Source organism: Paenibacillus sp. J22P143, assembly GCF_059692035.1.
The window spans coordinates 46,245-59,248 of record NZ_JCAUAQ010000029.1; the positions used below are offsets into that span (position 1 = coordinate 46,245).

At 45.3% G+C, this 13,004-nt stretch carries 12 protein-coding genes and 1 rRNA gene; 1 reads left to right on the forward strand and 12 read right to left on the reverse strand.

Annotated elements, in window-relative coordinates; translation table 11 throughout:
• Positions 1 to 70 precede the first annotated feature (70 nt).
• The 4 genes from gltX to AC58PQ_RS25610 all read right to left on the reverse strand — a co-directional run bounded on the left by gltX (position 71) and on the right by AC58PQ_RS25610 (position 3,920).
• The gene (gene gltX / locus AC58PQ_RS25595) at positions 71 to 1,525 is read right to left on the reverse strand and encodes a glutamate--tRNA ligase (protein ID WP_497246595.1); all 1,455 of its coding nucleotides are present in this window, start codon (positions 1,523 to 1,525) and stop codon (positions 71 to 73) included.
• A 36-nt stretch (positions 1,526 to 1,561) separates the two neighbouring features.
• On the reverse strand, positions 1,562 to 2,047 hold the full coding sequence (gene ispF / locus AC58PQ_RS25600) for a 2-C-methyl-D-erythritol 2,4-cyclodiphosphate synthase (protein ID WP_497246597.1): 486 nt from the start codon (positions 2,045 to 2,047) through the stop codon (positions 1,562 to 1,564).
• On the reverse strand, positions 2,044 to 2,751 hold the full coding sequence (gene ispD, locus AC58PQ_RS25605; RefSeq protein WP_497246599.1) for a 2-C-methyl-D-erythritol 4-phosphate cytidylyltransferase: 708 nt from the start codon (positions 2,749 to 2,751) through the stop codon (positions 2,044 to 2,046). The genes ispF and ispD overlap by 4 nt, the downstream gene beginning before the upstream one ends.
• Positions 2,752 to 2,852: 101 nt before the next feature.
• Positions 2,853 to 3,920 (reverse strand): PIN/TRAM domain-containing protein, encoded by a 1,068-nt coding sequence (locus tag AC58PQ_RS25610; protein ID WP_497246601.1) that lies wholly within the window; start codon positions 3,918 to 3,920, stop codon positions 2,853 to 2,855.
• A 153-nt stretch (positions 3,921 to 4,073) separates the two neighbouring features.
• Between AC58PQ_RS25610 and AC58PQ_RS25615 the strand changes: the two genes are divergently transcribed.
• Positions 4,074 to 4,469, forward strand: a complete 396-nt coding sequence (locus AC58PQ_RS25615; protein WP_477593118.1) for a nucleoside triphosphate pyrophosphohydrolase family protein — start codon at positions 4,074 to 4,076, stop codon at positions 4,467 to 4,469.
• A 79-nt stretch (positions 4,470 to 4,548) separates the two neighbouring features.
• On the opposite strand, the gene pssA is transcribed toward AC58PQ_RS25615, so the two are convergent.
• The 8 genes from pssA to rrf form a co-directional block, all read right to left on the reverse strand.
• Positions 4,549 to 5,307, reverse strand: a complete 759-nt coding sequence (gene pssA, locus AC58PQ_RS25620; protein ID WP_477593117.1) for a CDP-diacylglycerol--serine O-phosphatidyltransferase — start codon at positions 5,305 to 5,307, stop codon at positions 4,549 to 4,551.
• An 85-nt stretch (positions 5,308 to 5,392) separates the two neighbouring features.
• Positions 5,393 to 6,472, reverse strand: coding sequence for a DNA integrity scanning diadenylate cyclase DisA (gene disA / locus AC58PQ_RS25625; protein ID WP_497246603.1), 1,080 nt, complete (start codon positions 6,470 to 6,472; stop codon positions 5,393 to 5,395).
• A gap of 39 nt (positions 6,473 to 6,511) precedes the next feature.
• Positions 6,512 to 7,879, reverse strand: a complete 1,368-nt coding sequence (radA, locus tag AC58PQ_RS25630) for a DNA repair protein RadA (RefSeq protein ID WP_497246605.1) — start codon at positions 7,877 to 7,879, stop codon at positions 6,512 to 6,514.
• Positions 7,880 to 8,031: 152 nt separating this feature from the next.
• A complete protein-coding gene (gene clpC, locus AC58PQ_RS25635) occupies positions 8,032 to 10,476 on the reverse strand; it encodes an ATP-dependent protease ATP-binding subunit ClpC (protein ID WP_477593115.1) in 2,445 nt (814 codons plus the stop codon).
• Positions 10,477 to 10,543: 67 nt separating this feature from the next.
• Entirely contained in the window at positions 10,544 to 11,605 is a 1,062-nt protein-coding gene (gene mcsB / locus AC58PQ_RS25640; RefSeq protein ID WP_497246607.1) for a protein-arginine kinase McsB, read from the reverse strand.
• Positions 11,606 to 11,628: 23 nt separating this feature from the next.
• Positions 11,629 to 12,135: a protein-arginine kinase activator protein McsA gene (mcsA, locus tag AC58PQ_RS25645; RefSeq protein WP_477593113.1), complete on the reverse strand. Its 507-nt coding sequence runs from the start codon at positions 12,133 to 12,135 to the stop codon at positions 11,629 to 11,631.
• 13 nt (positions 12,136 to 12,148) lie between these two features.
• On the reverse strand, positions 12,149 to 12,610 hold the full coding sequence (locus AC58PQ_RS25650) for a CtsR family transcriptional regulator (RefSeq protein WP_057313475.1): 462 nt from the start codon (positions 12,608 to 12,610) through the stop codon (positions 12,149 to 12,151).
• A 285-nt stretch (positions 12,611 to 12,895) separates the two neighbouring features.
• Positions 12,896 to 13,004, reverse strand: a 5S ribosomal RNA gene (rrf, locus tag AC58PQ_RS25655); the annotation flags it as partial.

Here is a 13,004-nt window from a genome sequence, read left to right on the forward strand (position 1 = left end):
CTTAACCATACTCTCCTGATCATGGCATTTCGTATTTCATTGAGTTAAGTATAACGAAAAGAAACCCGCTTTACAATAAGCTCTGTAGACGTGAAACGACTTTTTCTTTCCCTAATAGGTAAAGGGACACATTCAGATCCGGTCCATGGACTTGACCTGTCAATGCGGAGCGAACGGACATGAACAGCTGCTTCCCTTTGAAGCCTGTTTCCTTCTGCACAGCTTTAAGCAGTGCCGGCATGGCTTCAACGGTAAAAGCTTCCGCTTGCTCGACCTGAGCTAAGAAGCTTGTCAACACGACAGGCACATGTTCTTCTTTCAACACGGCTGCCGCTTCGTCGTCGATGATCAGCTCTTCTTTGAAGAAGATCGCCGATAAGTCCACGATCTCTGCCGCGTAGCGCATTCTTTCTTGGTTGAGGCCTACGAGCGCCTCCACCCATGCTTGTGCAGCTGCATCCAAGTCGCCTTGGATGTAGCCAGCCTTCCGCAAATGCGGCAAGCAGAGGTCTACGATGCGGGACAGCGGAGCCTTTTTCAAATAAGCATTGTTCATCCAATTCAATTTATCCATATCAAACACAGCTGGACTCTTCGATACACGATCCAAATCAAACTGCGCGATTAATTCTTCCTTGGTGAACATCTCTTCTTCTCCGCCAGGTGACCAACCTAGTAACGCGATGAAGTTCACAACCGCTTCAGGCAAATAGCCGAGCTCGCGGTACTGTTCGATAAACTGGATGATGGACTCATCCCGCTTGCTCATCTTTTTGCGGTCAGGATTCAAGATCAGAGCCAAATGGGCAAACTCCGGAATCGGCATATCCAGTGCTTCGTACATGAGGATTTGTCTTGGCGTGTTAGACAGATGTTCTTCACCACGAATAACCAAGTTGATTTCCATCAAATGATCATCCACAATAACAGCAAAGTTATAAGTAGGAATGCCGTCAGGACGCGCAATAATAAAATCGCCAATCCCATTGGAATCGAATTCCACATGTTCGCGAACTTTATCTTCGATGGCAATGATGCGATCGGCAGGTACACGGAAACGTGTAGCTGGGACGCGGCCTTCTGCTTGATACGCTGCTACTTGCTCAGGCGTTAGGTTACGGCATTTGCCGGAGTAGCCGCCCATTTCCCCGCTAGCTTCTTGTTCAGCGCGCTCTTGCTCTAGATCGGCTTCCGAACAATAGCATCCGTAGGCATGACCGCTCTGTAACAATTTATCTAGATAAGTGCGGTAAATGTCGAGTCTCTCCATCTGACGGTAAGGACCGTATGGACCTCCGATATCCACGCTCTCATCCCATTCTAAGCCCAGCCATCTCAAACCGTTCAATTGGTCCTCGATTCCCGACTCCTTATGACGAGTTTGATCCGTATCTTCAAAGCGCACAACAAATGCGCCGCCGTTCTTGCGAGCTAATAAATAATCAAACAGCGCCGTACGGGCACCGCCAATATGTAAATGTCCTGTCGGACTAGGTGCATAACGCACGCGTAAAGGCTGATTCATTGATGTATCCCCTCTTCTTCCATGCATGAATACCTGCTATTTTAGCACATCTCGAATTAAACAAACAACCGATTGTGCGGCAATTCCCTCGCCTCGCCCCGTAAATCCAAGCTGTTCCGTCGTTGTCGCTTTCACGTTGACTTGATCTGGCTCTGCTTCTAACGCGGCGGCGATGATTTCAACCATTTGTGAGATGTAAGGCAGCATCTTCGGCTTCTGAGCGATAATCGTGGAATCTGCATTCCCCAATTTGTAACCTCTTTCTTTCGCTAACTGCCATACCCGCTTCAATAAGACTAAGCTATCGGCGTCTTTGTACTCAGCAGCCGTATCCGGGAAATGCTTCCCGATATCGCCAAGACCCAGTGCGCCTAAGATAGCGTCACTAATTGCGTGCAGCAGCACGTCCGCATCGGAGTGACCGAGCAATCCTTTTTCATAAGGGATCGTTACGCCTCCAATAATGCACTTGCGGCCTTCTACCAATTGATGAACATCAAATCCATTTCCTACACGAATCATGTGCGTTCCACCCCCCTTACGTTATGTAATATCCAATCTGCCCAAGGTAAATCTTCCGGGGTCGTTATTTTGATATTATAATAGTCCCCTTCTACGACATGAACCGCAGCGCCTAAACGCTCCACTAAACTCGCATCATCGGTCCCCATGAACTTATCCTCTAGGGCCTTCTCATGCGCTTCTTGCAGGAGAGAAAGACGAAAAGCCTGCGGCGTTTGGATGGCCCACAAGCTTCGTCTATCCGGTGTTGATTGAATGCGCTTATCCAATGCATCCACAACCTTAATTGTATCCTTGACGGGAACGGCTAAGACAGCTGCTCCTACTTCTTGTGCCTTTGCCAGACACTCGAACATATGTTCTTTTTTCGCGAAAGGGCGAACACCGTCATGCACAAGCACCCATTCCGTGCCCTCTTGCAGGGCATTCAGACCTCGTCTAACGGAATCTTGACGCTCCGCGCCTCCTGCTAGCACACAAGTTACCTTCATAAGTGCATAGCTCGTGACATAGCCGTTACAGCGATTCACATCATCTGCACCAACAACGAGAATGATTTCATCCACTTCATGTATGTTTTGAAATAATTGCAAGGTATGTACCAGAATTGGCTTCTGTCCCAGTTGCAGGTATTGTTTGCTTTCTGCTGTACCCATGCGCGAACCCTTGCCCGCTGCCACGATGATAACCCCTAGCTTCCCCATAAGTCCTCCAACTTGGCGCTTTCCAAACGAAAGCTTTCTTCGTAAGCATAGACCCAAGTCAACTTGAAAGAGCTATGTTACATCTCCTTATCATACTGGTTTTACTGTGCTTTTTCCAATAGTTTTGGTTTCGCGAAAATCATGCGGCCAGCAGATGTCTGTAGTACACTCGTTACCATCACTTCGAGCGTCATGCCGATGAAATCTCGTCCACCTTCGACTACGATCATCGTACCATCATCCAGATAAGCTACACCTTGTCCATGTTCTTTACCGTCTTTAATGACTTGAACAATAATTTCTTCTCCCGGTAGGACAACTGGCTTCACTGCATTCGCAAGATCGTTGATATTGAGCACCGATACACCTTGCAGTTCACACACTTTATTGAGGTTAAAATCATTCGTAATTACTTTCCCTTGAAGCACTTTGGCTAAGCGAACCAACTTACTGTCCACTTCGGCAATTTCTTCGAAATCCCCTTCATAAATGAGGACTTTGACTTCAAGCTCTTTTTGGATTTTGTTCAAAATGTCCAGCCCGCGACGCCCACGGTTTCGCTTCAGTAAATCTGAGGAATCTGCAATGTGCTGCAGCTCTTCCAATACGAACTCCGGAATAACTAAGGTTCCTTCGATAAAGCCTGTCTTGCAAATGTCTGCAATTCGGCCATCGATGATGACACTCGTATCCAAAATCTTATGTTCTTCGTACGGACGATGCGTCTGCTTCTCAGGCCCTCCAGATCGGCTCTTGGCAATGACCTGCACGAGCTCTTCCCGCTTGCTGTAGCCGATACGGAAGCCCATAACCCCCAATACAGCTGAAACGATGAAGGGTAGGAATGGACCTGCCCATTTGGCTTGCTCAAGCACTGGGAATAACATGACTGAAACCAATAGCCCAATCACGAGACCTAACGTACCGGAAAGTAAGTCAGACACGGGAATATCCGTGACATTGCGTTCCCCTCTCATCAGCAGATTCATGCCAATGCTAGCTACCCACGCTGAAATTAAAAACATACCTACTGCACATAAACTATTAATCCAAAATACTTGTCCTGCTTGACTGATGACATCCGTCGTTCGAAGGAACGAATCGCTCCACCTATAACCTAAACTGCCACCCATGATAGCTAAAATGATTTGTACCCATTTCTTCATCACAGATTCACCTCCTGCATCAACTTTTTTTGAGCCTTATTACAATTATGTTCCAATTTATGCAACGTTAATCACTTCTTTAGTCGGAAAATTGAAATATTAGAGGGCATCCATTATAATGAAATGGAAGTTACCAACCTACCCGAGGTGGATGGAATGAGCTCCTTGACTTTAAAGCAGTTTCAAGATCAAGTGTCTGAATTGTTACTCCGTCACCGTAGTTTGCTTGACGTGTTATCCAAATTTCAGCAGTCAGGCGCAGCAACCAATCGTTCCGTCGTGAAATCCATTACTGAATGTGGATGTATTCAAGTTCATGCAGCCAAGCAAGAGTATCATCCAGAGATGACCTTGGATGAGGCTAAGGATGTTCTTCGCACCCATGTATCTGGTCACTTATGTGAACAATGCATTGAGGTCGTTAGTAGCGAACTAGGTAGGAATCTTTTCTACATGTCTGCGCTAAGCAACATTCTTGATATTAATTTGGAACAAGTCGTTGAGAATGAATCAAAAAAATGCACCACACTAGGCCTATTCAACATGTCATGATGATGAAAACAAAAAAAGCATTTATTTTCTTCCTGAGGGTTCAGGAGAAAATAAATGCTTTTTATTTTCGAACAACGTGCTAGACGTCAGATTTCACTGAATTGCTGTCGTCTACGCCACGTCTTTTGTTCTTTCTGCGAAGATTACGGAGACGGATGAAGTATCCATCAACGTTTTTTTTTAGGCCGTAGAGTGCGTACCCCAGAAGCGGTACGAAAATCATTTTGGAAATGGATTCAGGCCATTTGATTGCAATCAAAATTGCTGCTGCAACAATAATTGGTGTGATCCAAATCGCAGCCTTAGGGATACCTGCTTTTTTGAAATTCGGATATTTCACTGTGCTGACCATTAAGTATGACAATAGAATTGTACTTACAAGAAGTACATACACATTGATATCATTTACGAATAGAGCTAACGTACAAAGAACACCGCCTGCTGCTGGAATCGGTAAACCGATGAAATAGCCAGGCGTACCGGCAACAACATTGAATCTGGCTAACCGCAGCGCTCCGCAAATCGGGAAGATCGCCGTAACAATCCAAGCAAATGCTGGACTAATGACTGTAGGATCGTTGAATGCAACTACATACATGATGAAAGCAGGAGCGACACCGAATGAAATAACATCGGATAAGGAGTCTAATTCTTTACCGAACTCACTTTGAGCGTTCAACGCTCTTGCTACACGCCCATCGAGTCCATCCAATAGCATAGCGACAATGACAAGAACGGCAGCAATACCATGTTCACCACTGAAGGCTAGGATAATCGATAGAACGCCTAGGAATAAGTTCCCTACTGTAAAGAGACTGGGAATTGATTTTGTTAACATATGTTTTTGTCCACCTCTGGATTTACTATACCCTAAACTTGACTACATGAAACCTCAACAATGATACTTTATGATTGTATCCACTTTAAATATGTCTGTCAATGAACACTTGTTCCTGAATTCTTTTGAGACCTTCCTTAATGGCGCGGGCTCTCACTTCTCCGATTCCGTCAACTTCATCCAATTCCTCGATCGTCGCCATCATCATGTGTGGCAAGTAGCCAAACTTCTCCACAAGATTACCAATAATAATCGATGGTAACCGCGGGATTTTGCCTAAAATGCGGAAGCCACGGGGGGATACCGGCTCTTCAGCAATCGAATTGGTATGAGAATACCCAAGCAGACGAATAATCTGCTGAGGCTCTAACAGTTCATCAGATGACAGACGCTTCAAACCTGCCTGCATCTCCTTGACTCTTTCTTCGGATAATTCCCTTACATAATCTTTTACGAGCAAACGCGCCTCAAGTTCCGCATTCCCAACAAGTTCTTCTAACTGCATGCTAATTAAGCGTCCTTCATTGCCAAGTTCGTTAATATAACGATTAATCTCGGCTTTGATGCGTAGGACCATCTCGAACCTCGCGATAACATTGGTAATATCATGCAAGGTAACTAACTCCTCAAACTCTGATGCGCTCAGGTTCGTTAAGGACTGATCCAAAACTACCTTGTATCGCTCCAACGTCTGGATCGCTTGGTTGGCTTTGGTAAGGATGACGCCAATATCTTTCAGCGCATACCTTAAATTACCTTGATAGAGCGTAATTACATTCCGCCGCTGTGAAATGGAAACAACTAATTTATTCGTCTGTTTCGCCACACGCTCAGCTGTTCGATGTCTAATCCCTGTTTCAGAAGAGGAAATCGAAGAATCCGGAATTAGTTGTGTGTTCGCATAAAGAATACGCTTAATGTCCTGGCTGAGGATTATAGCACCATCCATTTTGGCAAGCTCATACAAATAATTGGGCGAAAAGTCGCAATTTATTGAGAACCCACCATCCACGATCTCAGTTACCTCGGAACTGAAACCTACAACGATCAGGCCACCTGTTTTGGCGCGTAAAACATTCTCCAATCCATCACGAAATGGCGTACCAGGCGCTACCAACTGAAGCAATTGGCTCATCACATCTCGTTTCGTCTCTTCTTTACTCATCATTTTCCTCCTGAAGGCTTGTAGCTTGCAGAACCCACGTTAACCAAGCGCTGCTTTCAATGCCTCTGCCACCGTGTTTACGCCAATAATCTCCATCCCTTTCGGATGTGTCCACCCCTTTAAACTTTTCTCAGGCATAATAACTCTGCTAAAACCAAGCTTCTCTGCTTCCTTCACACGTTGATCAATCCGAGATACGCCGCGGACTTCCCCCGTTAAGCCGATCTCACCGAACACGACATCAAATGGTTGCGTCGGTTGATCCCGAAAACTGGATGCGATACTAATCGCTATCGCCAAATCCACGGCTGGTTCATCCAGCTTGATTCCACCTGCCACGTTGAGGTAGGCATCTTGATTCTGCAAAAACATGCCCATTCGTTTCTCTAATACCGCGATAATTAAAGAGAGGCGATTGTGATCGACGCCCGTTGCCATCCTTCTCGGGGATGGAAAGTTCGTCGAAGTAACTAATGCTTGAATCTCCACCAAGACGGGACGTGTCCCCTCCATGCTAGCTACAACAGCTGAACCAGCCACGCCAATCGGTCTTTCTGATAGGAACAGCTCAGACGGATTGTTAACTTCGACGAGACCAACCTCTTGCATTTCAAATATACCGATTTCATTCGTTGAGCCAAAACGGTTCTTCACCGCTCTTAACACACGATAAGAATGATGCCGTTCGCCTTCAAAGTAGAGTACACAATCGACCATATGCTCCAGCATTCTTGGACCCGCTATTGCCCCTTCCTTCGTCACATGCCCGACAAGGACCGTTGCAATTCCCTTACCCTTAGCTATTCTCATAAAATGCCCTGTGCATTCTCGAACCTGCGATACGGTTCCAGGTGCCGAAGTAATCGCCGGATGGAATACCGTTTGGATCGAGTCAATGACGAGAAAATCAGGATTCGTTTCTTGTATAGCCTCCTCAATAAGCTCGAGGTTCGTCTCACATAATACGTATAACAACGGAGATGAAGCATTCAAACGGTCAGCACGAAGTTTCGTCTGCTTGATGGATTCTTCTCCTGATATATAAAGGACTTTTTGCTGGGCTTGTGTGAGTTCGAAGGACGTTTGCAGAAGCAAGGTTGATTTCCCAATGCCAGGATCTCCACCGACGAGGATGAGTGACCCAGGGACAATACCTCCGCCTAGGACCCGATTTAATTCTTTGTTGCTTGTGACAACTCTTGGTTCAGAGCTGCTTTCTATATGTATGATGGGGATCGCTTTTTCTTTCGTTTTGGGGATTGAAGAAGTCATTCCCTGCGTACGAACAACCGTTTCTATTTCTTCCACCATCGTATTCCAAGACTGACAACCTGGGCATTTGCCCATCCATTTCGGTGAATCATACCCGCATTCTTGGCAGCTAAATTTCGTTTTTTGTTTACTCATTGAAGAAGCTACTCCTTAATTTGGGATATCCTTTTTGGCTATCCTTACCAATAATTTTACCATTATTATGTTTCTCATGAAAGTGCCAGTTGAAATAAAAAGCATTTCACTCCATCCTCATCGGATGAAGCAAAATGCTTCTTTGCTTTCTTTTACTTCGACAATGAGACGCCTTCGCCTTTCAGGACGACTAGTTCGCCTTCATTCTCGTCGATCGTCAGTGAGTCACCTTTGGAAATATTGCCTCTCAGCAATTCTTCCGATAAGCGATCTTCAATATGCTTCTGAATCGCTCTGCGTAATGGACGTGCACCATAGGTTGGATCAAAGCCTTCCTTGGCAAGGAACATTTTCGCCTTGTCGGTGAGCAAGAAATCAACCTCTTGCTCTTTCAGACGCTTACGAAGATCATCAGCCATTAAGCTAACAATTTGTGCAATGTGCGATTCATCCAAAGAGTGGAACACGATAATTTCATCGATCCGGTTAAGGAACTCTGGACGGAAGCTTTTCTTCAACTCGCCCATAACCTTGTCTTTCATGTTCGTATAGTCTCTTCCAGCATCAAGTGCAGCTGTGAAGCCAAGCGAGGAGTTTTTCTTAATCAAGTCCGCGCCCACGTTGGAAGTCATAATGATGAGTGTGTTCCGGAAATCAACGGTACGGCCTTTGGAATCCGTTAATCGACCATCCTCTAACACTTGTAAAAGGATGTTGAATACTTCTGGATGCGCCTTCTCGATTTCATCGAGGAGGACGACGGAGTATGGTTTACGGCGAACTTTCTCTGTTAGCTGACCGCCCTCTTCATAACCTACATACCCTGGAGGCGCCCCTACTAAACGGGATGTTGAATGCTTCTCCATATATTCGGACATATCGATACGAACAACGGCGTTATCATCTCCGAAGAGGGATTCCGCTAGTGCACGTGCAAGCTCGGTTTTACCAACCCCTGTAGGTCCAAGGAAAATAAATGAGCCCATCGGACGCTTAGGATCTTTCAAACCTGCTCTTGCGCGGCGGATCGCACGACTTACAGCTTTAACCGCTTCTTCTTGTCCAATGACTCGCTCATGAAGGATATCTTCCATTTTGAGCAAACGATCTGTTTCTTCCTCAGCAAGCTTGCTCACAGGAATTCCCGTCCAGCTCGCAACGATTTGGGCGATATCATCCGGCGTAACTTCCGTATCCAGGCGACCTTGTTTCTCTTTCCACTCGTTCTTCGTCGAGTCAAGCTCTTCGCGAAGCTTTTGCTCCGTATCACGAAGTCCTGCCGCTTTCTCGAACTCTTGGCTTTGAACCGCAGCGTCTTTCTCTTTACGGATGTTCTCTAATTTAAGTTCAAGCTGCTTCAAGGATGGCGGCGTTGTGTATGAGCGCAATCTAACCTTGGAACTCGCTTCATCGATCAAGTCGATCGCTTTATCAGGTAAGAAACGATCCGTGATATAACGATCTGACAGCTTTACAGCTTCTTGAATCGCAGCATCTGTAATTTTCACACGGTGATGCGCTTCATAACGGTCACGCAACCCATACAAGATTTGAACCGCTTCTTCTGGAGATGGTTGGTCTACCGTAATCGGTTGGAAACGACGCTCGAGTGCGGCATCTTTCTCAATGTATTTGCGGTACTCATCCAATGTGGTAGCACCAATACATTGCAGCTCGCCTCTAGCAAGTGCCGGCTTCAGGATATTAGAAGCGTCAATAGCACCTTCCGCTCCCCCAGCACCAATCAAGGTGTGAAGCTCATCAATGAACAACACGATATTTCCCGCTTGGCGAATTTCATCCATGATCTTTTTGAGACGATCCTCGAATTCACCGCGATACTTCGTACCTGCAACAACAGAGCCCATATCAAGGGTCATTACGCGTTTATCTTTCAATGTTTCTGGAATTTCATTGTTAATGATTTTCTGCGCAAGTCCTTCCGCGATCGCTGTTTTACCGACTCCTGGCTCACCAATCAGCACAGGATTGTTCTTCGTTCTACGGCTCAACACTTGGATAACACGCTCTATCTCTTTGCTACGGCCGATAACAGGGTCCAAATGCCCTTCTTTGGCATAGGCGGTCAAATCTCTTGCCAAACCATCCAATGTAGGCGTGTTCACATTCGGATTCGTACCATGGCTAGGTGAAACCGTTTCGCTGCTGCCCAGAAGCTGCAGAACTTGCTGACGCGCCTTGTTCAAGGATACGCCAAGATTGTTAAGAACTCTTGCTGCTACGCCCTCACCCTCACGAATAAGTCCGAGCAAAATATGTTCAGTCCCCACATACGTGTGACCTAATTTTCTTGCTTCATCCATCGAAAGCTCAATGACTTTCTTAGCTCTAGGTGTATACGCGATGTTGGTAGGCTGCTCCTGTCCTCTGCCAATTAGAGATTCGACTTCATCTTGAATCTTCTCAAGACCTAGGCCGAGCGCAACGAGTGCTTTAGCAGCAATGCCTTCACCTTCACGAATAAGTCCTAGTAAAATGTGCTCTGTTCCAATATTGTTATGTCCTAATCGAACAGCCTCCTCTTGAGCAAGAGAAAGCACCTTCTGCGCACGTTCCGTAAATCTGCCAAACATCATAGCGAACACCTCCAAAAGTAGTATATCTATGAAATTCCTAAAGGATGAATCTTATCTTGCTTCTTTCTTATACCCGACCAAATTTCTCTCGGATCAGTTCTGCACGTCGCATGTCTCGCTCTTCGGCATTCAGCTTCTCACCCGCATATTGCTGAAGAAAACCTGGTTGTGTCATGACCAACAGTTCATTGAGAACATGTGAGGATACATTGTTGATGATACCTACATCGATCCCCAGTCGTACATCTGACAATCGCTGTGCCGCTTCCTTAGAGTCGATAATCCCTGCATAGGATAGAATACCAAGCGAGCGATTCACACGATCAATAATCCGCATTCTAGACTCTTGTAATAGCTTATGTCTCGCGGCACGTTCATGCTCTATAATTTGCCTGGCCACACTGTATAAATTATCAATAATCTCTTCTTCCGATTGACCTAACGTGATTTGATTAGAGATTTGGAATAGATTACCTAAAGCTTCGCTACCTTCCCCATATAATCCTCTAACCGTCAACCCAACTTGTGTAACTGCGGATAAAATACGATTAATTTGCTGACTAAGCACTAACGCGGGTAGGTGCATCATGACTGAAGCGCGTATCCCCGTTCCGACATTTGTCGGGCAACTCGTTAGGTAGCCTCTTTTTTCATCGTACCCATAATCCATTTGCGTTTCAAAAATATCATCAATTTGATTGGCCAAGTCCCAAACCTCTTTAATCTGGAAACCTGGACATAAACACTGTATGCGAAGATGATCCTCTTCATTGATCATAATACTAATCGATTCATTATCGCTTAAAATAACGGCACCATTCCTGGATTCGTTAGCTAAATTAGGACTAATTAAATGTTTCTCCACTAGCACCATTCGTTCGAGTTCATTAAGCTCTGCCAATGGAATGAGCGAGAAGTTGCTTATCGTCTCCAACTCTTCATTCTCAAGAACACCCGATAGCTGTTCCAGCACTTCCTGAGATTGTTGATTCGTCGCGAGCATGGGATATGGATAATCTCTCAGATTACGAGCAATACGGATTCGACTGCTTATGACAATATCCGACTCTGGCCCTTCACCCTTCATCCATTCACTCAAAGCATCTCCTGTAAACCGCTGTAATGTCACTGGATTCACACTCCCTTACAAACTTACATACCCGCAATTTTCTTCTCAATCTCACGAATTTGGTCACGTATCTGGGCAGCCTGCTCGAATTCTTCGCTCTCAATACAGGTCATCATATCTTTCTTCAAAAGATCGATTTCACGCTTGCTTTGAATGATACCGCCACTGCGTTTGGGAACTTTTCCTACATGAACAACATTCCCATGCACTCGCTTGAAAAGAGGGTCTAGTTTGACCGAAAAGCTTTGATAACAAGAGCCACAACCAAACCGACCTAATTTACTGAATTGCGAATACGTAAGACCGCAGTTATCACAGCGGATGGCCTGAGACTTTGCCGCGGACAATGGTTCAAAATCAAGTAAGCCTGATAATAAATTGTGAATCGAAAAGCCGTTCGATGTTCCTGGGATCATCTCACCCTTCTCGCGAGCACAATTCTCACAAATGTGGAACTCGTTCTTGTCTCCATTCACAATCTTCGTGAAGTGAAGAGTCGCCGGTCGTTTCCCGCATTCCTGACAAACCATTCCATCTGCCTCCTTATCTGCTAAGCAAGGATATCAGCATTGCTTTAAGAATCTTGGCCCGAATTTCATCACGCAGCGGCAGTTTAAAGGTCAATACATCTCTGGATATTGCTGCCCGAATCAGGTTAGCTTCTCTGGTGGAAATATAGTGCCCCTCTTGCAATTGATAAATAAGCCCCTCTGAGGTGACTTGATCAATGTGGGTATGAATCGTACGGAAAATATGATCCAAAATAGACCCATGACTCTTGAGCTCGATCTTCTGGATCCGAATATAGCCGCCGCCGCCGCGTTTACTTTCCACCAAATAGCCTTTTTCCAAGGTGAACCTTGTACTAATGACATAATTGATCTGAGACGGTACGCATTGGAACTGGTCAGCCAAATCATTCCGTTGAATCTCGATAGCCCCTTCCGTGCTTTGTTGCAGGACATGTTTCAAATACTGTTCAATAATTTCTGATACATTGCGCATCAATTCGTCCTCCCAGATTTCTAGAAGTAAATTGACTTTGACTTTCTTTGACCTTAACTAAATTATAATCATTTCCTTTCTTTTTGACAAGTACTGCTCCTAAAATGTCTCCCCCCACGGATCCGATCTCCTTATGTGAACCTTACTATTGTTGACCTTACCTACAGATTTATTCGAAATTAATTTAATAAAAGCTATTAGCGCTACTCCAAATACATAAAAAGGAGGCCCATTTAAAATACAAAAAACCTTTCTGAGATTTCTCTCAAAAAGGTTTCATCTTCTGCTTGGCAACGTTCTACTCTCCCAGAACCCTGCGGTTCAAGTACCATCGACGCTGGAGGGCTTAACGGTCGTGTTCGAGATGGGAACGCGTGGGTCCCCTCCGCCATCA

Excerpts from the sequence above, each read along its gene's own strand:
- clpC (WP_477593115.1), bottom strand. The coding sequence starts at position 10,476 with ATGATGTTTGGCAGATTTACGGAACGTGCGCAGAAGGTGCTTTCTCTT.
- ispF (WP_497246597.1), bottom strand. The coding sequence starts at position 2,047 with ATGATTCGTGTAGGAAATGGATTTGATGTTCATCAATTGGTAGAAGGC.
- pssA (WP_477593117.1), bottom strand. The coding sequence starts at position 5,307 with ATGTTAACAAAATCAATTCCCAGTCTCTTTACAGTAGGGAACTTATTC.
- disA (WP_497246603.1), bottom strand. The coding sequence starts at position 6,472 with ATGAGTAAAGAAGAGACGAAACGAGATGTGATGAGCCAATTGCTTCAG.
- AC58PQ_RS25650 (WP_057313475.1), bottom strand. The coding sequence starts at position 12,610 with ATGCGCAATGTATCAGAAATTATTGAACAGTATTTGAAACATGTCCTG.
- mcsA (WP_477593113.1), bottom strand. The coding sequence starts at position 12,135 with ATGGTTTGTCAGGAATGCGGGAAACGACCGGCGACTCTTCACTTCACG.
- gltX (WP_497246595.1), bottom strand. The coding sequence starts at position 1,525 with ATGAATCAGCCTTTACGCGTGCGTTATGCACCTAGTCCGACAGGACAT.
- radA (WP_497246605.1), bottom strand. The coding sequence starts at position 7,879 with ATGAGTAAACAAAAAACGAAATTTAGCTGCCAAGAATGCGGGTATGAT.
- AC58PQ_RS25615 (WP_477593118.1), top strand. The coding sequence starts at position 4,074 with ATGAGCTCCTTGACTTTAAAGCAGTTTCAAGATCAAGTGTCTGAATTG.
- ispD (WP_497246599.1), bottom strand. The coding sequence starts at position 2,751 with ATGGGGAAGCTAGGGGTTATCATCGTGGCAGCGGGCAAGGGTTCGCGC.